This window comes from Kitasatospora sp. NPDC041988 (genome assembly GCF_055588525.1).
Genome location: NZ_JBVJCO010000005.1, coordinates 87,963 through 109,335, shown reverse-complemented (window position 1 = coordinate 109,335; position 21,373 = coordinate 87,963). Strand labels below are relative to the sequence as shown.

17 protein-coding genes and 1 pseudogene are annotated in these 21,373 nt (G+C 72.7%); 5 read left to right on the top strand and 13 right to left on the bottom strand.

Annotated elements, in window-relative coordinates; translation table 11 throughout:
• Positions 1–5: 5 nt before the first annotated feature.
• Positions 6–269, bottom strand: coding sequence for a dsRBD fold-containing protein (locus tag ACZ6NC_RS07615; protein ID WP_148641447.1), 264 nt, complete (start codon positions 267–269; stop codon positions 6–8).
• 276 nt (positions 270–545) lie between these two features.
• Between ACZ6NC_RS07615 and ACZ6NC_RS07610 the strand changes: the two are divergent.
• Both ACZ6NC_RS07610 and ACZ6NC_RS07605 read left to right on the top strand, forming a co-directional pair.
• Positions 546–1,388, top strand: a pseudogene (locus ACZ6NC_RS07610) (DMT family transporter); the annotation flags it as partial.
• Positions 1,389–1,639: 251 nt separating this feature from the next.
• Positions 1,640–2,284 (top strand): DUF6629 family protein, encoded by a 645-nt coding sequence (locus ACZ6NC_RS07605; RefSeq protein ID WP_465729978.1) that lies wholly within the window; start codon positions 1,640–1,642, stop codon positions 2,282–2,284.
• A 119-nt stretch (positions 2,285–2,403) separates the two neighbouring features.
• On the opposite strand, the gene ACZ6NC_RS07600 is transcribed toward ACZ6NC_RS07605, so the two are convergent.
• From ACZ6NC_RS07600 to sbnB, 5 genes are all read right to left on the bottom strand, one after another.
• Positions 2,404–3,288, bottom strand: a complete 885-nt coding sequence (locus ACZ6NC_RS07600) for an LLM class flavin-dependent oxidoreductase (RefSeq protein WP_465729976.1) — start codon at positions 3,286–3,288, stop codon at positions 2,404–2,406.
• Between the two features lie 13 nt (positions 3,289–3,301).
• A complete protein-coding gene (locus ACZ6NC_RS07595) occupies positions 3,302–4,294 on the bottom strand; it encodes a hypothetical protein (RefSeq protein WP_465729974.1) in 993 nt (330 codons plus the stop codon).
• Positions 4,291–4,743, bottom strand: a complete 453-nt coding sequence (locus tag ACZ6NC_RS07590) for a VOC family protein (protein ID WP_465729972.1) — start codon at positions 4,741–4,743, stop codon at positions 4,291–4,293. The genes ACZ6NC_RS07595 and ACZ6NC_RS07590 overlap by 4 nt, the downstream gene beginning before the upstream one ends.
• Positions 4,744–4,870: 127 nt before the next feature.
• Positions 4,871–5,725, bottom strand: a complete 855-nt coding sequence (locus ACZ6NC_RS07585; RefSeq protein WP_465729970.1) for an aspartyl/asparaginyl beta-hydroxylase domain-containing protein — start codon at positions 5,723–5,725, stop codon at positions 4,871–4,873.
• A gap of 369 nt (positions 5,726–6,094) precedes the next feature.
• Positions 6,095–7,102: a 2,3-diaminopropionate biosynthesis protein SbnB gene (gene sbnB, locus ACZ6NC_RS07580; RefSeq protein ID WP_465729968.1), complete on the bottom strand. Its 1,008-nt coding sequence runs from the start codon at positions 7,100–7,102 to the stop codon at positions 6,095–6,097.
• A 182-nt stretch (positions 7,103–7,284) separates the two neighbouring features.
• Here sbnB and ACZ6NC_RS07575 point away from each other — a divergent pair, with 182 nt between their 5' ends.
• Together ACZ6NC_RS07575 and ACZ6NC_RS07570 are read left to right on the top strand one after the other, a co-directional pair.
• Positions 7,285–8,532, top strand: a complete 1,248-nt coding sequence (locus ACZ6NC_RS07575; protein ID WP_465729967.1) for an MFS transporter — start codon at positions 7,285–7,287, stop codon at positions 8,530–8,532.
• Between the two features lie 103 nt (positions 8,533–8,635).
• On the top strand, positions 8,636–8,929 hold the full coding sequence (locus ACZ6NC_RS07570) for a phosphopantetheine-binding protein (protein ID WP_465729965.1): 294 nt from the start codon (positions 8,636–8,638) through the stop codon (positions 8,927–8,929).
• Positions 8,930–9,009: 80 nt separating this feature from the next.
• Here the strand turns inward: ACZ6NC_RS07570 and ACZ6NC_RS07565 are convergent, their stop codons facing one another.
• The 6 genes from ACZ6NC_RS07565 to ACZ6NC_RS07540 all read right to left on the bottom strand — a co-directional run bounded on the left by ACZ6NC_RS07565 (position 9,010) and on the right by ACZ6NC_RS07540 (position 13,955).
• Positions 9,010–9,885, bottom strand: coding sequence for an acyl-CoA dehydrogenase family protein (locus ACZ6NC_RS07565; RefSeq protein ID WP_465729963.1), 876 nt, complete (start codon positions 9,883–9,885; stop codon positions 9,010–9,012).
• A complete protein-coding gene (locus tag ACZ6NC_RS07560; protein ID WP_465729961.1) occupies positions 9,882–10,994 on the bottom strand; it encodes an acyl-CoA dehydrogenase family protein in 1,113 nt (370 codons plus the stop codon). Before ACZ6NC_RS07560 ends, ACZ6NC_RS07565 begins: the two co-directional genes overlap by 4 nt.
• Positions 10,984–11,367 (bottom strand): phosphopantetheine-binding protein, encoded by a 384-nt coding sequence (locus ACZ6NC_RS07555; protein WP_465729959.1) that lies wholly within the window; start codon positions 11,365–11,367, stop codon positions 10,984–10,986. The genes ACZ6NC_RS07560 and ACZ6NC_RS07555 overlap by 11 nt, the downstream gene beginning before the upstream one ends.
• 86 nt (positions 11,368–11,453) lie before the next feature.
• Positions 11,454–12,974, bottom strand: coding sequence for an amino acid adenylation domain-containing protein (locus tag ACZ6NC_RS07550; protein WP_465729957.1), 1,521 nt, complete (start codon positions 12,972–12,974; stop codon positions 11,454–11,456).
• Positions 12,975–12,978: 4 nt separating this feature from the next.
• Positions 12,979–13,713, bottom strand: a complete 735-nt coding sequence (locus ACZ6NC_RS07545; RefSeq protein WP_465729955.1) for a hypothetical protein — start codon at positions 13,711–13,713, stop codon at positions 12,979–12,981.
• Positions 13,710–13,955 (bottom strand): MbtH family protein, encoded by a 246-nt coding sequence (locus ACZ6NC_RS07540; protein WP_465570866.1) that lies wholly within the window; start codon positions 13,953–13,955, stop codon positions 13,710–13,712. Before ACZ6NC_RS07540 ends, ACZ6NC_RS07545 begins: the two co-directional genes overlap by 4 nt.
• A gap of 257 nt (positions 13,956–14,212) precedes the next feature.
• Here ACZ6NC_RS07540 and ACZ6NC_RS07535 point away from each other — a divergent pair, with 257 nt between their 5' ends.
• Positions 14,213–17,557 carry a condensation domain-containing protein gene (locus tag ACZ6NC_RS07535; protein WP_465729953.1) on the top strand — a complete coding sequence of 1,115 codons (3,345 nt, stop codon included), beginning with the start codon at positions 14,213–14,215 and terminating at the stop codon, positions 17,555–17,557.
• A 70-nt stretch (positions 17,558–17,627) separates the two neighbouring features.
• Here ACZ6NC_RS07535 and metH read toward each other — a convergent pair whose 3' ends face one another.
• Positions 17,628–21,215, bottom strand: a complete 3,588-nt coding sequence (gene metH / locus ACZ6NC_RS07530; protein WP_465729951.1) for a methionine synthase — start codon at positions 21,213–21,215, stop codon at positions 17,628–17,630.
• Positions 21,216–21,373 lie beyond the last annotated feature (158 nt).

The window sequence follows — 21,373 nt, the reverse complement described above, 5'->3', positions numbered from 1 at the left end:
GATCGTCAGTAGATCAGGTAGCCGGGCCGGTGCCCCTCGTCCTCGATCTCACCGGTGGCCTGCGCCCGCAGCTTGCGGGACAGCTCCTCCAGCGCGCGGGAGGCCGCCACCTCCTCGCCGATCCGGGCGAGCGGGCGGTCCTCCGCGCTCTTGACCGCCTCTCCGTGGGCGCTGAGGCCCGGCGCCCTCGCGCCGGTCAGCCTCGCGTTGCACCCCGTGTGCACACCGTCTTCCTCGAAGCTCAGCTCCACGTCCCATTGGTTGTGCATGCCACACCTCCTGGCGCCGACCCCCGACGTGCCTGTTCAGACCGGCACGGATGCGGACACCGTGGCGGCTGCTCACACCAGCGTGCGCCCGCCGCGCCCACGGCGGCAAGCGCGGCGGGCGCGGCGGGCACGGCGGAGACGGCGGTCCGGCCCGGCTGCGGTGTCCCGGGGGTCGGTGCCCCTCCCCGGCGGTAGGCTGGCGACAGCGCGCCACAACCGCGGTCGAACCACGGACCGCCGGTCCGGCGCCGGCAGCGACGTTCGGGTGGTCCCTCCGTGGCGGTCTTCCTTCTCGCACTCAGCGCCGCCTGCTGCTTGGGCCTCGGCTTCGTCCTCCAGCAGCACGCGGCACAGCGGGCGCCGCGCTCCGACCTGCTGCACTGGCGACTGCTGCTCGACCTGATCCGGATGCCCGAGTGGCTGCTCGGCACCGGTTTCATGGTCAGCGGTCTGATCCTCTCCGCGCTCGCCCTCAACAAGGGCGAGGTCTCGCTGGTCGAACCACTGCTCGCCACCAACCTGCTGTTCGCGATGGCGCTCTCCCGGGTGCTCACCCGCCAGAGCCTCGGCCGCTCCGGCTGGGCCGGGGTGCTGCTGCTCGGCCTCGGCGTGACCGCCTTCATCGTGGCCGGCCGCCCCACCGGAGGCGGTCCACCGGCCGGGGAGCTGCGACATTGGCTGGTCATCGGCACCGTCACCGGGCTGACCCTGCTGCTGGTCTCCCTCGCCCGGCGGCTGCCGCTGTTCGAGGAGGCCACCCTGCTCGCCCTGGCCGCCGGCCTGCTCTACGGCCTCCAGGACGCGCTCACCCGGACCACCACCCAGCGCCTCGACCACGACGGACTCGACGCCGTCCTGCGCAGCTGGCAGCCGTACGCGGTGGTGGCGGCCGGCGTGATCGGACTGCTGCTGGTCCAGAGCGCGTTCGAGGCCGCGCCGTTGCGGATGTCGCTGCCCGCGCTGACCGCCGCCCAGCCGATCTCCGGGATCGTGTGCGCGGTCGGCTTCCTCGGCGACCGCCTGCGGGTGACCCCCGGCGCACTGGCCTGGGAGGCGGCCGGACTGGTGGCCATCGTCATCGGCGTGATCGTGATCGGCCGCCACCCCGCCATGCCCGGAACCACCCGCGACCTCCTGGAGACCGTCGGCGAACTTCCCGAGGACGTGGAGGGGGAGGCGGTGGAGGACGAGGCGGGAGCGACGAGCGGGCCCGCGGGCCGGCCGGCGGCCGGTGGCCGCGGCGACCCCGACCCGCCGCGCCCCGACTCCGGCGGACGCTCCGGGGCAGACGCCGACGGATCCGACGGCCTCGACGGATCCCGGTAACGGGCCGGACGGCCGCGGACATCCGGCAGCGGAGAGGCGGCGACATGTGCTGGAGCGCGCAGGCGGACCTGGTCGCGGGCGGTGTGGTCTCCGGCATCGGCGTGCTCTGCCTGGTCCGGACCCAGCGCGCCGGACGGCCGGAACGGCTGCTGCTCGCCGCGCTCCCCCTCGTCCTGGGCGTGCACCAGGTGGTCGAGGCCGCCGTCTGGTACGGCATCGACGGGGACGTCCCCGCCGGACCGGCCGGGTGGGCGCGTACGGCCTGGGCGGCGATCGCGCTGCCGCTGCTGCCCGTGCTCGTCCCGGCGGGCGTCTGGTGCGCGGCCCGGGAACCGGCCCGGCGACGCGTGGTGCTGCCCTTCGTCCTCCTCGGCCTGCTCGTCGCCGTCCCGCTCGCCGTGGCCGTCGCCTTCCACCCGGTGGCGGCCACCCAGCGCGGCCACACCCTCAGCTACGCCATCGGTCTCCCCCACCCGGCAGTCCTGCTGACCGGCTACCTGCTCGCCACCGTCGGTTCGCTCCTCCTCAGCGGCGACCACCTGCTCCGCCGCCTCGGCCTCCTCACCGGTGTGGGTGCCGTCGTCTGCGCGCTGCTGTGGCGGCTGGCCTTCGTCTCCACCTGGTGCGCGCTCGCGGCCCTGGCGAGTCTGCTCCTCCTCCACTGGACCGGCCGCCCTCCGCGCACCTGACCGGCATAGCGCCACCGGCCGCGAACGTCGCCGGAGGGCGCCGCGGGGTCGCCGCAGGGGGCCGGCAATCCTCCGGCAGGCGGGTGGCACAGGTCAGCGCGGGTCGCGGTGGAGTCGGGTCAGGCCCGGTTCGGGAAGCGGGCGGCGATCTCCTCCATGATCGTCTCCCGGCCCTCGTACGGGAACTCCTCGCGGGGCCAGTGGACCACCATGTCGGTGAAGCCGATCCCGGCGTACAGCTCGGCCGCGTGGAAGAAGGAATCGGCCGACTCCAGAGTGCCGTCGACCATCCCTCCGGTGAGCAGCACCCGGTCGATGGTCGCCGGGTCCCGGCCTGCCGCCTCACAGGCCCGGTCCAGCGCCTCCATCTGCCGACGGAACAGCGGGACCAGGTCCTGGTACGGCCGGCGCTCGAAGTTGCCCGCCTCGCCGGCGGTCACCCAGAGGTCGCCGTGCTCGGCGGCCAGCCGCATGCCGCGCGGGCCGGTCGCCGCGACGGCGAACGGCAGCCGGGGGCGCTGCACGCAGCCCGGGTGCAGGTGCACCTCGTGCGCGGTGAAGTAGGCGCCCTGGTACGAGGTCTCGGGGGAGCGGAGCAGGCGGTCGGTGAGCTCCACGAACTCGGCGAACCGCTCCCCGCGCTCTCGGGCGCTCGGCGACTTCCCGCCGGTCGCCTCGTCGTCGTAGACACCGGCGCCCGCGCCGAGGCCGCAGATGATCCGGCCCTGGGAGATGTCGTCCAGCGCCATGAGTTCCTTGGCGAAGGTGACCGGGTGGCGGAAGGTCGGGCTGGCCACCATGGTGCCCAGCCGGATCCGCGACGTGGCCGAGGCGGCGGCGGCCAGCGTCGGCACCGCCCCGAACCAGGGCTTCTCCCGCAGCCAGCGCCACATCAGGTGGTCGTAGGTCCACGCGTGGTCGAAGCCGAGTTCCTCGGCCCGTACCCATCGCCGCTGGGAGTCGGCCCAGCGCCGGTCGGGCAGAATCAGCGCACCGTATCGCATCACGTCACCCCTGTCAGACCGACTGCGGCTGCAGGTCGAGGTCGCTCGGGTCCAGCCCCGCAGCGTGCTCGGCCACCCGCACCATGGTTCCGAGGAGGTCACGTTCGACCTCCAGCACGTCCGCGTCCCTCAGCTCCAGCGGCCGTTGCTCGTCCTCGCCCCCGGAGTTCAGGCCGTGGGCGACCAGGTCCAGGGCGACCGCCTCCAGTCGGCGCAGCAGCTGCGGGACGACCTGGTCCTCGGAGCCGGGCGCGCGGGCGGTCATGAAGTAGTTGTCGTAGAGGATCCCGAGCAGGTTCGAGCCCCGGTTGCCGGCCGAGACGGCCTCCTGGAGCAGCGATCCGCCGGCCGGGACGAGCTTGGCGGCGACGCCCGAGTGGACCAGGTGACTGACGGCGACCGCACGGCGCAGCTCGGCCACCACGGACTCACCACCCAGCCAGGACAGCTGCCGGCCGCGGAACACCTGGCGCACTGCGGTGAAGTCGGAGGCCCACGTGCCGCTGAAGCCGGGGTGCGCCAGGAACATCGAGGGCCGGATCAGCGCCTCGTAGACCTCGCGCGAGCAGGATCCGGTGTAGAGCAGCATCGCGCAGTAGCCGCGGACGTACGCGGACATCGCCGCGATGGCATTCGCCTGCCGGACCCCGTCGGTGAGGGTCGCGGTACGCATCTCCTGCGCCAGCAGCCGCCAGATGACGAAGGAGACCTGGTGGCCGGTGATCCAGCGGAACCAGTGGACCCTCGGATCCGGTACGCCCGTGGCGGCGTCCGCGGCGGGCGGCGGGCCTGCGGGCAGGGGGGAGTCGCCGTGCGCGAGCAGGGCCGGGCAGAGCGCGCGCAGGTCGGGGCCCGACGCGGCGTCCAGCCGAAGTCGCCCGATCTCCTCGTCGGCGGCCGCGGGCGGCGGCAGGATGAGCGGCTCCAGGCCGTAGGGGCGGCCGGCGAACGTCCAGCCCTCGGGCGCGGACAGCTCGGCGGACAGTGCCTCAAAGCTGATGTTCATGAACCATCCGGCACGTAGGTGAACTCGAATTCGAGGCCGTTGACGTCATAGGTGTAGAAGCTCTGGATGCCGTCCGCGTCGATCACGATCTCGGTGGGCTGATCCGGCCGGGCGAAGCGGTAGCGCCCGGAGTCGTGGAGCTCCACCCAGTGGTCCCGCCACCACCGGAGCCGCTCCGGCGAGTCGGCCGCCAGGCAGGTGTGCTGGAACTGCACGGTGTTGCCGCCGGGCAGCCGGTCGTCCTGACCGGTCTGCTCGAACAGGTGGAACCGGACGTCGCCGACCAGCACCTCGGTCAGGCGGGTGATCCCGGGAAGCCGGCTGAGCGTCAGCTCCGAGAAGGTGTCCAGCGTCCAGGCCTCCCGGGCACCGAAGTAGTCGCGGTACCACGCCAGACAGTTGTCCAGGTCCGCAGTCTGTATGCCGATGTGGTGGTGGTGGACTGTCATTGATGATTCCTGTCAGCTTGCCCGATTCGTGGCGCAGTGTGCGTACCGGTGGCCAGGGCCCGTCAGAGTCCCTGGCCACCGCCTCGGCCCGTTCCGCGAGTGGAAGGTGCCCCTCTTCGCGTAGCCGCTACTTCTCGATGCGCTCGAGGTTGGTGTGGTGGTACAGGTCCGCCACCTTCTTGACGATCCGCTCGTCGCCGCTCAGCCGGGCGATCTCCGTCATGGTGCTCCAGACGAACTTCGGGCCGCCGTCCTTGCGGTAGTGCTTCCTGATGACGAGCCCGAGCACCTCCATGATGTTCTCCTCGTCGATGACCTTCGAGAGCCCGTGGATGCCGTCGCGCTCCTCGGCGGTCAGCACCGGACGGTCGCAGAGGCTGTCCTCCGGGATGCCGCCGGACAGCTCGTGGTCGAACTTGAACAGCTTCTCCACGTCGTCCACGTTGGCCACGTCGATCAGCAGGTGGACGCGGCGGGTCTCGCCGACGACACCGGCGCTGTGTGGCTTGGTGACGTCGATGAACCAGACCTCGCCCGCCTTCATCCGGTAGACCGCGTCGGACTCGTTGAACATCGCGTCCTCGGCGGTGGAGAGCACGATGTGCACGCGGTGCGCGATCCGCGCCTTCGACACGTCGTCGGACAGCTCGACGTAGTCGCGGTGCGGGACCAGCACGCTGTTGCTGAGCGCCACCAGACGGGCGAAGGTGATGTGCTCGGTCGCGAAGTGCTTCCGGATCAGCTCCTGGACATACGGCAGGCGCTCGCCGTCGGCGGTGAACTCGGCCGGCACCGACGGGTCGAACTGCGAGAGGACGGTGCCCTCGCCGCCGCCGGGCGTCATCAGCATGGCGCTCTTCCACGGGCGGCCGCAGACGAACTCGTCGTACGGTTCGCCGAAGTTGATGCCGAAGCTCGCCTCCAGGTCGTCCGACAGCTTCGTCTGGTCGAGGTCGATCTTGCCGATCAACTGCGTACGCATGGCTCACTCCTTGACTCGCTCATTGGACCCCAGAGGAATGCGATCACCGCGTGAAAGGCTGTGCAGCGCCGGCGGGGGGATTCGCCCAGGAGATCGTGCGAGGAATTGCAGTCCGGATATGCGCAACTCGTCCTCGGGGATACCCATGCTAGGCGGATCCGGTCGAACGGACGGGCGGCAATGGAGGCAGGCCGGAGGCAGCCTTCGCACCCACCGGGGCGGCGGCGGAATGCGTCGGGCCCGGCCCGTCGGGTACGACGGGCCGGGCCCTGTGGCGTCTTCGTGGCCGCGCGGTGACCGATGGTCAGCCGGCATCCGCGCGGAGAACGCGTCCGCGCGACGCCACCGGCGGCCGGGTCACCGGGCGGGCTAGCCGACGTGGAAGTCGGGGATCCGGGTGCCGATGCCGGCCTTCTCCGCGACGGCCTGGACGTGGGCCGCCACGGCGATGTCGAGAATGCCGAGTCCGAACTGCGAGTACACCACCGCGCCGTCCGCGCTCCGGCGGGCCGGCTGCCGGCCGCGCAGCACGTCGCCGAGCGTGGTGCGGATGAAGTCCCTTCGGCCGTACCGCTGTTCCAGCAGGTGCAGCGAGGTGTTGACCCGAAGGACGTGGTCGGGGTCGTCCACCACGTTGTCGTGCCGCTCGATCTCGTCGGGGGCGATGTCGCGCACCGACATGTGCAGGACGGTCGCACCGCGGGGGCACCCGGCCAGGCTGTCGATGTGCGGCGCGGGCGTGTTGGTGGCGATCGACACCAACGGAGCGGCACTCAGCACCGCGTCGGCCGAGCCGGCCACCTCGACCGCGGTGTCGGGCGCGAACTCCCGTACGCGGGCGGCGAAGGCGTGTGCCCGCTCCGCCACGATGTCGAACACCAGAAGGCGCCACCCCTCGCCGTACACGGCGCGGAGGTAGCGCACGATCGAGAGGTTGATCGGCCCGCAGCCGATGGCACCGACGGTGGTCGGCCGTTCCTCGCCGTGCAGCGTGGACGCCGCGAGGGCCGCGCTGGCGCCGGTGCGCGCGAGGTTGATCTCCGAGGCCTCCATGAGGGCGGTGACGCGGCCGTCGGCAAGGGAGTTGAGGGCGATGACGGAGGAGGCGCGGTCCTTGCCGGCCTCGGCGTTGCCGGGGAAGGACGAGCTCCACTTCATCCCGGCCCGCTCCTCGTCGGTGCGCAGGTAGGCGGGCATCCCGACGATCCGGTCCCGGGGCCGCGTGGCGACCGTGAGGAAGCTGGAGAGCGGTACGGCCGTCGCACCGTCCGCGTGCGCCTCGTAGGCCGACCGCACCGCGGCCAGCACCTCCGCCTGCCGGTCGGCCAGGCAGGAGCCGACCTGCCCGCGGGTCAGGACCAATACCCCGTCATTCATTTCCGCTCTCCCCATCCGGTTCTCCAGGTGAATGCCATCATCGAACGCCGGCGTGTGCCAGTACTACACATTCGGGGCCCAACTCGGCGGATCTGCCGCATTTCTGCCCGGGAAATTGCCGCTGTGACGGGCGCGATATCTCCTCCCCCGGCGCGGGTCCGGGTTGCTAGGATCCCTCATCCATGGCTGCTTTTCTCAAGGGTGACTACGCCAGGCTCTGGCTGGCATCCGGAATGTCCTCACTGGGAGACGGCGTCACGGTCGCCGCCGGACCGCTGCTGATGGCGACCATCAGCACGAATCCCGCGGTGGTCGCCGGTGCCGTGTTCGCCCAACAGCTGCCGTGGCTGCTCTTCTCGCTCTTCAGCGGCGTGTTCGTCGACCGCGTGGACCGGCGGCTCGTCGTCGGCGCGGTCAGCGTGCTGCGCGCCGTGGTGATGACCGTGCTCGCGGTACTGGTGTGGCGCGGGTGGGCGAGCATTCCCGCCGTCTACGCGGCGGTCTTCCTGCTGGGCGCGGGCGCCACGCTGGCGGACAACGCCGGTCAGGCGCTGCTGCCCGGTGTGGTCTCCTCGGAGGAGCTGCCGAAGGCCAACGCATGGCTGTCCGGCATCCGCATGGTCGGCAACCAGTTCGGCGGCCCGCCGCTCGGCGGCTGGATGTTCGTCTTCGCGGCGGCCCTTCCGTTCGGGACGGACGCCGCCTGCTTCGTGCTCGCCGCCGTGCTCGTCCTCTCGCTCCGCCCCCGCCCCCGTGACGCCGCGGAGCCGGATGGGAACGCCACGCCCGTGGCGCGCCGCACGGTGTGGCAGGAGATCGCCGAGGGCCTCCGCTGGCTGTGGCGGCACAAGGCCATGCGCATGCTCGCCGTGACGATGGGCCTGATGAACCTCACCTACGGCGGCATCTTCGCGGTGTACGTGCTGTGGGCGCGCGAGCGGCTCGGGTTGACCGGGGCCGGCTACGGCCTGCTGCTCGCGGTGTCCGCCGTGGGCGGGGTGATCGGCACCGTGTCCGTCTCGCGCCTGGAGGCCAGGTTCGGATCGGCCGCACTGCTCCGGGCGGGGCTGCTCATCGAGACCCTCTCCCACCTCGTCCTCGCCGTGACCAGGGCACCGTGGATCGCGGCGGTCACGCTCGTGTTCTTCGGCGCCCACGCCACGATCTGGGGCGTCGTCGGGGTGACGCTGCGCCAGCGGGTCACCCCGAGCGAGATGCTCGGCCGGATCAACAGCGTCTACATGCTGTTCAGCATGGGCGGTGCCGCGATCGGCTCGCTGCTCGGCGGCGTCATCGCCCGGTCGTTCGGCATCACCGCGCCGTTCTGGGTCGGCTTCGTGGCGATGACCCTGATGACGGCGCTGGTCTGGCGGCTGATCACGCCGGCCAAGCTCACCGCCGGGCGCGAGCCCGTCGCCACCCCCGCCTGACCCGGGCGGCGCCGTCCTTCACCCCGGCCGGCCGCCCCGGTGCGACGGCCGCCCTCGTCCCTCCGCAGAGCGGAACCTCCCAGAGTCAGGACACTGAACCGACATGACCACTGAGCACACCCCCACCACCGTGGAAGAGACTCTGCGCGAGCTGTTCGCCCAGGTGCTCGAACTCGACGTGCGGCAGATCGCCCTCGACGACGACTTCTTCAGCCTCGGCGGCCACTCGCAGCTCGCCATCCGCCTGGCTTCCCTGGCGCGCAAGCGGCTCGGTGTGAAGGTCGCCGTCGCGGACGTCTTCTCCGCCCCGACCGTCGCCGGCCTCGCGCTCTGCGCCGCCCAGGCCGCCCCGGTCACCCCGCTGACCCGCCGTACCGGCGAGGGCACCGCCGCTTGAGACCGCACCGCATGGGAAAGGCCCGGGCCATCGGCCCGGGCCTTTCCCATGGACGGCCGGCGCAAGCCGCCGGCGGCCGCTCAGACGGTGAGTGGCAGCCGCGCTCCGGCCTCCTGCCACAGGGCGCGCGGCGAGCCGGTCAGCGCCGGCAGCGAGCAGGCGGTGCGGAACAGCCGGACGATCCCGGGCTCGCTGGTTCCGGCCGCCCCGAAGGCCTGGACGACGGTGTGGGCGCTGTCCAGCGCCGCCGACACGCAGGCCGCCGCCGCGGACGGGGCCAGGTGGCCGGCGGGCACGCCCTCGTCCTCGCCGTGCGCCGCCCGCCACAGCCCGATCCGGGCGATGGTCAGGTCGACGGCGCAGCGCGCGATGCGATGGGCGGTGCCCTGGTGCTCCAGCAGGCGGCGGCCCGCGACCACGCGTTCGCCGGCCCGCTCCTGGGCGGCCTCCAGGCAGCGCCGGGCCACCCCGCACGCGTACGCGGCGAGGGCGAGCAGGTCGCGGTCGCGCGCCGCGTCCGCCGCGGAGGCGTCGAGGACCGGCTGCGGCAGGCCGGCGAGGGCCTCCGGCCGGGGGTCGGCCAGCCGCCACCGGCCGTCGGGGGTCCGCTCCACCAGGGCGTCGGCGGCGGCCGGCGCGGTGCGGTGCTCGCCGACCCAGGCCCGGTAGGCCTCGGCGGCGGCCGACGCGTGGCCGCCCTCCGCGTACACGTCGAGGTAGCTGCGCACCGAGCGCACCAGGGTGTGCGGGCGGCAGCCCGCGCCCAGCTCCTCCAGCACGAGGAGCCATTCGAGTTGCCCGAACAGCGGCCGGGCACCGGGTGCGGGGGCGAGCAGTTCGGAGAGGCCGACCGCGTCGAGGACGTCCCAGCCCGAGGCGTCGGGCGCGGCCGCCGCCTCGTGCTTGCCGACGGCGTCGGTCAGTCGGTGCTGGGTCTCATCCAGCTGGAGGTTCATCGGACCGTCCTGCCGATCATGAATTCGCCTGCGATCAGGTCGAGCTGGAGTTCCTGCGCGCCGCCGGAGATGGTCAGCTCCGGAGCCTCGGCCACCGCGGCGCGCAGCAGGGTTCGGTGGGGGGCGGTCTCGTCCGGGCCCGGCACGGAGAGCAGTTCCTCGGCGGCCCAGCGGGTGACGGCCTGGGCGGCCAGGCCGCTTGCGAGTTTCGCGTACGCGGTGACGGTCTCGTCCGTCTCCAGTCCCTCGGCGGTTCCGGCCGCGTGGTAGGCGAGCGCCCGGGCGTTCTCGACGAGGAACTCGCGGCGCGCGAAGTCCGCTGCCAGCACCCGCCGTTCGGCCTCCGGCCGGGTGGTCAGCTCGGTGCGGGCGGCGGCCAGCCAGGACTGCGCGCGGGTGAGGTAGTCGAATCCACCCCGCTCGAAGCCGATCACGGTGGGCAGCAGGGCCCAGCCCTTGTGCAGCTCGCCGACGAGCGCGTCGGCGTCGACCCGGACGTCCTGCAGCGAGATCGTGTAGTACGGCTCGCCGGAGGCGCGCGGAACCGGCTCGATCCGCACCCCCGGGTCGCTCAGGTCGACCAGGAAGAGGGAGATCCCGTCGTACCGGCTGTCGCCCCGCCGGGTGCGCACCGAGCACAGCGCGATCTGCGACCACTCGGTGAGCAGACTCCACGTCTTCTCGCCGGTGATCCGCCAGCCGTCGCCGTCGGGCACGGCGCCGGTGGTGACGCGGGTCAGGTCGCTGCCGGCTCCCCGCTCGGAGAGCAGCAGGCTGGCGAGCAGCCGGCCGGAGGTGATCGGGGGCAGCCAGCGGCGGCGCTGCTCCTCGGTGCCGAAGGTCAGCAGCGGACAGCCCACCCCCTGGACGGTGATCAGGTGGGCGACGTCCGGCAGGCCGCGCAGGCCGATGCGTTCCGACACCGCCGAGTGGGCGGCCAGGCTCAGGCCCCGGCCGCCGTACTCGACGGGGTAGTGCACGGCCAGCAGCCGTGCGGCGCCGAGCGCCTCGAAGGACTCCCGGACGCCGGCGTCCGGCCGGAGGCCGTCGAGCACCTCGTCGACCTCGTTGACCAGGGCCGCCTGGACCGGATCGAAGTCACGACGCACCGGCGGCACTCCCCTCGGTGGTGCGGGCGGCGCTCAGGGCCGCGGCGAGGGGCACGGCCGGTGCCGCGGCGGCGGCCGTGGCGGCGGCGCGCAGCTGCCCGACCTCGGCGGCGAAGTCGCCCAGCGCCGGGTTGGCGAAGAGCAGCGAGACCCTCAGCTTGAGCCCGGTCCTGCGGGCCAGCTGGCCCACCAGGTGCATCGCCAGGATGCTGTCGCCGCCGGCCGAGAAGAAGTCCTCGTCGGCACGGACGTCGGTCCGCTCCAGCAGTTCCCGCGCGAACGCGAGCACGAGCGCGGACAGGTCGCCGCCCGTGGCGCCGGCCTGTGTGCCGTCCGACCGGACGGCGTTCTGTTCGTCGGCATGGCCGTTCATGGGTGCCGGGACCTCCGCTTCCTCTGTTCGTTGCCTCGTGGCGGGCGCCGGTGCGGCCGCCCGGGTTGGTCGGGTCGCTCTGCGGGTCACGCGGGCAGCGCGGAGCCCACGCCGATGGCGTCCGCCTGCAGCCCCTGCCGGTCGACCTTGCCGCTCACCGCGACCGGCAGGCTGTCGACCCGGCGCCAGACGGTGGGCACCATGTACGCGGGCAGCCGGCCGGCGGCGAACGCGGACAGCGCCCCGGCAGCAGGCTCCGAGCCGGGGGCGGGCACGGTCACCGCGACCAGCCGGACGCCGGTGACGCCCGTGTGCGGGACCACGGCCACGTCCAGGACGTCGGGGTGCTCCAGCAGCCGCGCCTCGACCTCGCTCAGCTCGACCCGGAAGCCCCGGACCTTCACCTGGTGGTCCGAGCGGCCGTGGTAGACGATCTCGCCGGCCTCGTCGAGGTGCCCGAGGTCCCCGGTGCGGTACATCCGCTCGCCGGGGAAGCGCGGGTCGGGGTGCGCGACGAAGCGCTCCGCCGTCTGTCGCGCCCTGGCCAGGTAGCCGCGTGCGAGGTGTGGGCCGGAGAGCCAGATCTCGCCGACCTCGCCGGGCGCGGCGGGCGTCAGCGCATCGGTCAGCACCTCCGCGCGGATGCCCGGGACGCCGGTGCCGATCGGTACGTGCGGCCCGGCGTCGGTGTCGGTGCAGCGGTGGGTGGTGGCCCAGACGGTGGACTCGGTCGGGCCGTACTCGTTGTGCAGCTCCGCCCCCGGGACCTCGGCCAGGTGCTCCCGGGCCAGCGGGTACGGCAGGGCCTCGCCGCCGAGGATGACGCAGCGCAGCCCTGCCGCGGCCTCCGGGTGGAAGCGCAGCAGCGCCGCGTACTGCGAGGGGAGTCCGTCCAGATGGCTGACCTCGTGGGTCTCCAGCAGGTCCGCGAGGAGCTGGGGGTCGCGGATCTCCTCCTCTCCCGGGAGCAGCACCCGGCCGCCGGCGGCGAGCGTGTGGTAGAGGCCCGCGACGGCGGCGTCGATGGTGAGCGGCGCGAGTACCGCGTAGACGGACGGCTCGGGGTAGATGCCGAACCGGGCCAGGGTCGAGCCCACCACCGACCGGTGGGAGATCACCACGCCCTTGGGGAGGCCGGTCGAGCCTGAGGTGAAGACCGCGTACGCCGCCTGGTCGGGGTGGACGACGGGCAGCTCTGCCTCGTCGCCGTCGTCCGCCGGGCCGTCCACGGGCCGGAACTCCGCGCCGGCCGCCGCGGCGACGACGGCATCCACGCCGGTCACCAGCCGCAGCCGTGCCTCGGAGGCGATCAGGCGGATCCGGTCCTCCGGCAGGTCGGTGGCGATCGGGATGTAGCCGGCGCCGGAGAAGAGCGTGCCCACCACGGCGACCACGGCCGCGATCGACCGGTCGACGGCCACTCCGACGAAGCCGTCGGGCTCGGCGCCCGCCCGCACGAGCGAACGGGCGAGCCGGCGGGCGCGGGCGACGAGCTCCCCGTACGTGATCGACTCGCCGGCGGCGATGACCGCGACCGCGTCGGGGACGCGCGCGGCGCGCGCTTCGATCAGGGCGTGCAGGGTGCCGGTTCCGGTGACTTGCTCCATCAACTCAACTGTTCCCTTGTGCGGCTACGGCGGTCGGCGCGTACCGGTGGATGGCGGCTGTGAGCCGGGCCCGGACCTCCGGGGAGTCGAGCAGCCCGGCGGGCACGTCGACGCGGTGCAGTTCGACGGCGGCCGGGTCGGCGACCAAGAGGTCCAGCCGCGGATCCCGGCGGGCCGTCACCCCGACGACCGGCGCACTCGGTGCCACCGGCCGGGCGACCCTGCTCGCCTGCAGGAAGCGCAGCCACGCGCGGTAGCGGTCGAGCAGGTCGTCGACCATCTCGTACGCCTCCTCGTCGCCGCCGTGCACCTCGGCCATGGCGTCCCGCGCGGCCCACAGCGCCTTCTCCCACTCGGCCACGTCCGGCCCGGTGGCAGGGTCCGCCGAAGCGTCCGGGTCGATTCCGGTCGCCGCGCACAGCCCGCGGAAGTCCTGGAACATGTCCTCGACGGTCACCGGATAGGGGTCCACCAGCATCGCCGGCGTACCGGTGAGTGCCGAGACGTGCAGCGCGAGGGCGGCCGTACCGCAGTAGGCGAGCACCAGGGCGGGCCGGGCCGGAAGCCGGGCGGCGACGAGGGCGGCCTGCTCGGAGAGGGTCAGCGGCCGCTCGACGTGGTGCACCAGCGGGTCGACGCGGATCAGCCCGGCCACTCCCTCGCGGGCGAGGAAACCGAAGTCGGCCGTGTCGCCGTTCCCGCGGAACTCCAGCGCGAGGACCGTCTGCGCGGCGGTCACGACGGGCTACCGCCCGGGGCGGTCGCCCGTGCGGTGCCCTCCACGGCGGCGACCAGGGACGCCGGGCGCATGTCGGTCCAGTGCCGGTCGATGTAGTCGAGGCAGTTCTGCCGGCTGTCCCCGCCGTGCACGCTCTCCCAGCCCCCCGGGACGTCCAGGGCAGCGGGCCACAGCGAGTGCTGCCTCTCCCCGTTCACCAGGACGAGGAACTCGCCGTCCACATCATCGAATAGAGCGCTCACTGACCCACCTCGGGTTTGCCGTTCTGCCGAAAATCGCCGCGTACGACGAATCACGACCGTAGGAGATCCGGAAGCCCGGGATCGGCAGCGCCGGAGGCGGCCGGGCGGCAGATTCCCCCGGTGGTCCCGCGGGCCGGCTCAGGTGCCTGGGTTCTGCCGGTCGGGGTGCCGGTGCGGGTGCGGCCCGGCGTCTAGCGTTCGGATGTTGACCATTACGGCGTGTGGTGGCGGCCTTCGATGTCCCTGGAGGAGATTTCGTGATCCCTGTGTCGTTCGGCCAGCACCGGCTGTGGCTGCTCGACCGGTTCGAGCGGACCGGCTGGACGTACAACATCGTCGTCCAGGCCGCGATCTCGGGCCCGCTCGACGTCGCCGCGCTGGACGCGGCCGTCGCGGACGTGCTGGCCCGGCACGAGGTGCTGCGCACGAGCTTCCCGGACGTGGACGGCACGCCCGTCCAGCAGATCGCCGCGGCCCCGGCCGGCGGCGTCCTGCACGTCGTCGACGCGGCGGGGGGCGACCTGCCGGCCCTGCTCGAATCCGGCGGCCGGCACGTGTTCGACCTCACCCGCCAGGCACCCGTACTCCCCCGGCTGCTGCGCACCGCGCCCGACGAGTTCGTCCTCCAACTGGTCTTCCACCACATCGTGGTGGACGGCTGGTCGGTCCGGCCGCTGATGCGCGACCTCGCCCACGCCTACTCCGCCCGGCTCACCGGCACCCCGCCCACCGCCCCGCCACTGCCGGTACAGTTCGCGGACTTCGCCGCCTGGCAGCGCGAGGTCCTCGGCGCCGTCGACGACCCCACCTCCCTGCTTGCCGAGCAGCTCGACTTCTGGCGCGCCGCCCTCGCGGGGATGCCGGATGAGATCGCCCTGCCCACCGACCGCCACCGCCCGGCCCGGGCCACCCACCGGGGCGGGGCCGCCGCGCTCTCCACGGGCGGTGAACTCCACGCCCGACTGCGGCGGATCGCCCAGGAGAGCGGCGCAAGCCTCTTCATGGTCCTGCACGCCGCCCTCGCCGCCCTCCTGCACCGCCTCGGCGCCGGCGACGACATCCCGATCGGCACCGGTACCGCCGGCCGCTCCGACGAGGCCCTCACCGACCTCGTCGGTTTCTTCGTCAACACCGTCGCACTGCGCACCGATCTCTCCGGCGATCCCACCTGGCTCCAACTCATCGACCGCGTCCGGGACTTCGACCTGAATGCCTTCGACCACCAGGACGCGCCGTTCGAAGCCGTCGTCCATGCCGCCGCGCCACAGCGCCACCCCGGCCGGCACCCGCTGTTCCAGACCATGCTGGAACTCCAGAACCACGACACCGCCCTGCCCGACTTCCCCGGTCTGAACGTCCGCATGCAGACCGCCGAATCCGTCGAGCGCCACTCCGCCAAGTTCGACCTCTACCTCGACCTGGCGGAGACCTTCGACCCCGACGGCACCCCCACCGGAGTCCGCGGCCACCTCAACTACGCCACCGACCTCTTCGACGACGACTCCGCCGCACTTCTCGCCCGACGCTTCACCCTCATCCTCGACGCCCTCGCCACCACGCCCGACGCGCCCGTCTCCCACGCCGACATCCTCGTGCCGGGCGAAGCCGACCTCCTCGGCCACACCCCCGCCACACCGCCCGAGGCCCCCACCGTCGACACCGGCGAGCTCGCCGCCCTGCTCGCCACCGACCCTGCCCTCACCCGGCTCCACCTCACCGGGGACCTACCCGCCCCCGAAACCCTCGCCGCCCTCCACCGGCACCACCCCCACCTGCGCCCCACCGTCGCGACCCACCTCGCCGTCCTCGACCGCACCGGCCGCCCCGCCCCCCTCGGCGTCACCGGCACCCTCCCCACCGGCCACCGCGCCCGCCGCCGGCCCGACGGCCACCTCGAACTCCCGCCGCCCGTCACCGTCACCGACCGGGCCACCCCCGGCGGCGACACCACCGCAGGCACCGCAGGCACCGCCGAGGCCGGCAGGCCCCGAACCCCCGCCCAGGAGATCCTCTGCGGCATCTTCGCCGACCTCCTCGGCCGCGAAACCGTCAACATCCACGACGACTTCTTCGACCTCGGCGGTCAGTCCCTCCTCGCCGTCCGCGTCGCCAGCCGCGTCCGCACCGTCTTCGACACCGAACTCGACCTCGCCACCGTCTTCCGGGCCTCCACCGTCGCCAAGCTCGACGCCCACATCCGGCACTCCGCCGCCCGCACCCGCGTCACCCCCCGACGGGTCGACCCCCGCCCCTCCCCGCTACCGCTCTCCCCGGCCCAACTCCGCCTCTGGATGACCGACCAGATCCTCGGGTCCAGCGCCTCCTACAACGTCCCCATCGCGCTACGCCTCCACGGCGACCTCGACACCACCGCGCTCCACCACGCGCTCAACGACCTGATCACCCGCCACGAGGCCCTCCGCACCGAGTTCCGCGAGACCGACGGCGAACCCCACCAGCACGTCCTCTCACCCGCCGAGGCGCACCTCCACCTCCACCGGGCCGACTACACCACCGAGGCCGACCTCGCCGGCCTCGTCGCCGCGCACTTCTCCCACGTCTTCGATCTCGCCCGGGGGCCGCTGGTCCGCGCCCACCTCTTCACGCGCACCCCCGGCGAGCACGTACTCCTGCTCGTCATCCACCACACCGTCTGCGACGGCTGGTCGACCAGTCCCCTGCTCACCGACCTCGCGACCGCCTACACGGCGCGGCTGCGCAACGCCGGGCCGCAGTGGCCCGAACTCGCCCTGCAGTACCCGGACTACACCCTCTGGCAGCACGAGCTGCTCGGCGACGAGGCGGACGAGCAGTCCGAGACGTACCGTCAGCTGGCCTTCTGGCGGGAGACGCTGGCCGGCCTGCCCGCGGAGGCGACGCTCGCGCCGGACCGTCCGAGGTCCGCGACGGCCGGCCTGTCGAGCGACACCGTCGCGGTCTCGGTCGATCCGGATCTGCACGCCGCGCTGCTGGGGCTCTCCCGGGAGAGCGGCACGACCCTGTTCATGGCACTGCACGCGAGCTTCGCGGTGCTGCTCGCACGGCTCGGCGTCGGCAACGACATCCCGATCGGCACCTCGGTGGCCGGACGGACCCATGCGGAGTTCGACGAGCTGGTCGGCTTCCTCATCAACACGGTGGTCCTGCGGGCCGACCTCTCGGTGGACCTGACCTTCCGTGAGTTCCTCGCGCGGGTGGCAGCCGCGGACCTGGCCGCGCTAGCCCACCAGGACGTGCCGTTCGACAAGGTGGTGCAGGCGGTCAACCCGCCCCGTGCCACCGCCCGCAACCCCCTGTTCCAGGTGGGCTTCACCATGGAGCACCACGCCTCGCTCGCCTTCGAACCGGAGGGGCTGGCCGTCGAGGCCTTCCCGATGCGCGGTGTCTCCGCCAAGCTCGATCTCGATCTCACCCTGACGGAGACCCTCGACGAGGACGGCTCGCCGGCCGGCGTCCTCGGCACCGTGGAGTACCCGACGGCGCTCTACGACCGGGCGACCGTCACGCGGGCGGTCGGCGAGTTCGGCCGCCTGCTGGAGGCGGTTGCCGCGACCCCCGACATCCGGCTCTCCGCGCTCGGCGTGACCTGCAAGGAGGCGTGAGCCCCGCACACGACGGCGGCCGGATCCCGAACACCCGGGATCCGGCCGCCGCGGCGTCTGCGCGCCGCCGTCAGCTCAGGTTGGGCCGCAGCCAGCGCTCGGCCTCGGCCAGCTCGCAGCCGCGCCGGACCGCGTAGTCCTCCAGCTGGTCGCGGCCGATCCGGCCGACGCTGAAGTAGCGCGAGCCCGGGTGCGCGAAGATCAGGCCGCTGACGCTGGCGGCCGGAGTCATCGCGAACGACTCGGTCAGGCCGATCCCCTGGGAGCCGGCGTCGAGCAGATCGAACAGCTCGCGCTTCTCGGAGTGGTCCGGGCTGGCCGGGTAGCCGAGCGCGGGGCGGATGCCCCGGAACCGCTCGGCGTGCAGGTCCTCGATCAGCGGGTCGGCGTCCGGCTCGAACCACTCCCGGCGCGCCTGCAGGTGGACGTACTCGGCGAACGCCTCGGCCAGCCGGTCGGCGAGCGCCTTGACCATGATCGCCCGGTAGTCGTCACGCTCGGCCTCGTACCGGGCGGCCAGCACCTCGGCGCCGTGGATGGCGACCGCGAAGCCGCCGAGGTGGTCACCGGACGGGGCCACGTAGTCGGACAGACAGCGGTTGGCCCGGCCGGCGGGCTTGGCGGTCTGCTGGCGCAGCATCGGGAGCCGGACGCCGTCGACCACGATGTCGTCGCCCTCGGAGTGGGCGGGCCAGAAGCCGTAGACGCCGCGCGCCTGGAACGACCCCTCGGCGATGATCTTGTCGAGCATCGCGGTGGCGTCGTCGTACAGCTCACGCGCGACCGGCTGGTCGAGGATCGCCGGGAACTTGCCCTTGAGCTCCCAGGCGAGGAACAGGAACTGCCAGTCGATCAGCTTGCGGAGCTCGCCGATCTCCGGCGTCACGGTGCGCACGCCGGTGAACGCGGGCGTCGGCAGGTCGGTGAAGTCCACCTGCTCGCTGTTGGCGCGGGCCTGCGCGAGGGTGAGCTGGGCGACGCGGTGCCGGGTCTCGTGCTGCTCGCGCAGGCGCTCCTGCTCGGCGCGGTTGGCGGTGTCCAGCTCGGCCGCCCGCTCGGGATCGAGCAGGTCGGAGACCACGCCGACGACCCGGGAGGCGTCGAGGACGTGCACGGACGTGCCCTCGTACGCCGGCGCGATCCGCACCGCCGTGTGCTGCCTGGAGGTGGTCGCGCCGCCGATCAGCAGCGGGAGCTCGATGCCCCGCCGGCTCATCTCCTCGGCGACCGAGACCATCTCGTCCAGCGAAGGCGTGATCAGGCCGGACAGGCCGATCGCGTCGGCCCCCTCGGCGATCGCGGTGTCCAGGATCTTCGCGGCGGGCACCATCACGCCGAGGTCGATGACCTCGTAGTTGTTGCAGCCGAGCACGACGCCGACGATGTTCTTGCCGATGTCGTGGACGTCGCCCTTGACGGTCGCGAGCACCACCTTGCCCTGGCCGCGCCCGGAGGTCTTCTCGTCCTCCATGTAGGGCTCCAGGTAGGCGACCGAGCGCTTCATCACGCGGGCGCTCTTCACCACCTGCGGCAGGAACATCTTCCCCGAGCCGAACAGGTCTCCGACGATCTTCATGCCGTCCATCAGCGGCCCCTCGATCACCTCGATCGGGCGGCCGAGGACCTGCCGGGCCTCCTCGGTGTCCTTCTCGACGAAGTCGACGACGCCGTGGACCAGTGCGTACGAGAGGCGTTCCTGGACGGTGCCCTCGCGCCAGGTGAGGTCGACGGTCCGCTTGGTGCCGCTGCCGGTCACGGTGGAGGCGAAGGTGACCAGCCGGTCGGTCGCGTCGGGGTGGCGGTCGAACAGCACGTCCTCGACGAGTTCCAGCAGCTCGGCGGGGATGTCCTGGTAGACCGCGAGCTGTCCGGCGTTGACGATGCCCATGTCCAGGCCGGCGCGCACCGCGTGGAACAGGAAGGCCGAGTGCATGGCCTCGCGCACCACGTCGTTGCCGCGGAAGGAGAAGGACAGGTTCGAGATTCCGCCGCTGGTGCGCGCACCCGGGCAACGCCGCTTGATCAGCGGCAGGGCGTCGATGAACGCCTTGGCGTAGCCGTTGTGCTCGGCGATGCCGGTGGCGACGGCGAGGACGTTCGGATCGAAGATGATGTCCTCGGGCGCGAAGCCCGCCTTGTCGACCAGCAGGTCGTACGCCCGGGCGCAGATGTCCACCTTGCGCTCGGTGGTGTCGGCCTGGCCCTGCTCGTCGAAGGCCATCACGACGACGCCGAGCCCGAAGTCGCGGATCCGTCGGGCCTGGGCGAGGAAGGGTTCCTCGCCCTCCTTGAGGCTGATCGAGTTGACCACCCCCTTGCCCTGCACACAGGCCAGACCCGCCTCGATCACGCTCCACCTGGAGCTGTCGATCATGATCGGGATCCGGGCCACCTCCGGCTCGGTCGCCACCAGATTGAGGAAGGTGGTCATCGCCTGCTCGCTGTCGAGCAGGTCGGCGTCCATGTTGACGTCGAGGAGGTTGGCGCCACCGCGGACCTGTTCGAGAGCGACGTCGACCGCGGCCTGGAAGTTGTCCGCCTCGATCAGCCGCCGGAACTTCGCCGAGCCGGTGACGTTGGTGCGCTCACCGATCATGACGAAGCCGGTGTCCGGGCCGATCTCGAACGGCTCCAGCCCGCTGAACCGGGTCGCGGCGGGCGGCACGGCGACGACACGCGGCGCCACGCCGGCCACGGCGGCCGCGATCCGCTCGATGTGTTCGGGCGAGGTGCCGCAGCAGCCGCCGACGATGTTGACCAGACCCGCCTGCGCGAACTCGCCGATCAGCTGACCGGTCTCCTCCGGTGTCTGGTCGTAGCCACCGAAGGCGTTGGGCAGGCCGGCGTTCGGGTGGGAGGCCACGTGGGCGCCGGACAGCCGGGCCAGCTCGGCGACGTACGGGCGCACCTCGGCGGCGCCGAGCGCGCAGTTCACGCCGACGATCAGCGGCTCGGCCCGCTCGACCGACCGCCAGAACGCCTCCACCGTCTGCCCCGACAGGGTGCGGCCGCTGAGGTCGACGATGGTGACCGAGAGCCACAGCGGCAGCTCGGGCGCGACCTCGCGGGCGGCGGCGATCGCCGCCTTGGCGTTGAGCGTGTCGAAGATCGTCTCGATCTGCAGCAGGTCGACCCCGCCCTCGGCCAGCGCCGCCATCTGCTCCGCGTACGCCGCCTTGACCTGCTCGAAGGTGACCGCCCGGTACGCCGGGTCGTCGACCTTCGGGGAGAGCGAGAGCGTGACGTTCAGCGGGCCGACCGAACCCGCCACGAACTTGCCCCCGGCCTCGTCGGCCGCCTGCCGGGCGAGCCGCGCCCCGCTCAGGTTCATCTCCCGGACCAGGTGCTCCAGGCCGTAGTCGGCCTGGCCGAGGCTGGTCGCGGTGAAGGTGTTGGTGGTGATGATGTCCGCGCCGGCCGCGAGGTAGCGCCGGTGCACGTCCAGGACCAGATCGGGCCGGGTCAGGTTGAGCAGGTCCGGGTCACCCGTCACGTCGTACGGGTGCGCCCCGTCGATCACCTCGCCCCGGTAGTCGGCCGGACCCAGCTGGAAGCCCTGCAGCAGGGTGCCCCAGGCGCCGTCGAGAACCAGGATCCGTTCACTCATCAGCCGCCTCAGCGCCGCGGTCGCGTCGCGCCGGGTACGAGAATCACTCATTTCGACAACCTCCGTACGAAATCACCGGAGGCGCCCTTGGTCGAGTGATTTCAAGTCGAGCGTGGCGGGAGGATTTCCCGTTGCAGCGCCTCTCGACTCCGGCCCCAACTATATCGGATCCACTCGGCGGAACGGAATGAAATGCTTCCCGCCGACTC

What these genes read in the sequence shown, in the direction of transcription:
- ACZ6NC_RS07605 (WP_465729978.1), top strand. Translation starts at nt 1,640, where the DNA reads ATGTGCTGGAGCGCGCAGGCGGACCTGGTCGCGGGCGGTGTGGTCTCC.
- ACZ6NC_RS07595 (WP_465729974.1), bottom strand. Translation starts at nt 4,294, where the DNA reads ATGAACATCAGCTTTGAGGCACTGTCCGCCGAGCTGTCCGCGCCCGAG.
- ACZ6NC_RS07615 (WP_148641447.1), bottom strand. Translation starts at nt 269, where the DNA reads ATGCACAACCAATGGGACGTGGAGCTGAGCTTCGAGGAAGACGGTGTG.
- metH (WP_465729951.1), bottom strand. Translation starts at nt 21,215, where the DNA reads ATGAGTGATTCTCGTACCCGGCGCGACGCGACCGCGGCGCTGAGGCGG.
- ACZ6NC_RS07555 (WP_465729959.1), bottom strand. Translation starts at nt 11,367, where the DNA reads ATGAACGGCCATGCCGACGAACAGAACGCCGTCCGGTCGGACGGCACA.
- ACZ6NC_RS07565 (WP_465729963.1), bottom strand. Translation starts at nt 9,885, where the DNA reads ATGAACCTCCAGCTGGATGAGACCCAGCACCGACTGACCGACGCCGTC.
- sbnB (WP_465729968.1), bottom strand. Translation starts at nt 7,102, where the DNA reads ATGAATGACGGGGTATTGGTCCTGACCCGCGGGCAGGTCGGCTCCTGC.
- ACZ6NC_RS07585 (WP_465729970.1), bottom strand. Translation starts at nt 5,725, where the DNA reads ATGCGTACGCAGTTGATCGGCAAGATCGACCTCGACCAGACGAAGCTG.
- ACZ6NC_RS07590 (WP_465729972.1), bottom strand. Translation starts at nt 4,743, where the DNA reads ATGACAGTCCACCACCACCACATCGGCATACAGACTGCGGACCTGGAC.
- ACZ6NC_RS07550 (WP_465729957.1), bottom strand. Translation starts at nt 12,974, where the DNA reads ATGGAGCAAGTCACCGGAACCGGCACCCTGCACGCCCTGATCGAAGCG.
- ACZ6NC_RS07570 (WP_465729965.1), top strand. Translation starts at nt 8,636, where the DNA reads ATGACCACTGAGCACACCCCCACCACCGTGGAAGAGACTCTGCGCGAG.
- ACZ6NC_RS07575 (WP_465729967.1), top strand. Translation starts at nt 7,285, where the DNA reads ATGGCTGCTTTTCTCAAGGGTGACTACGCCAGGCTCTGGCTGGCATCC.
- ACZ6NC_RS07600 (WP_465729976.1), bottom strand. Translation starts at nt 3,288, where the DNA reads ATGCGATACGGTGCGCTGATTCTGCCCGACCGGCGCTGGGCCGACTCC.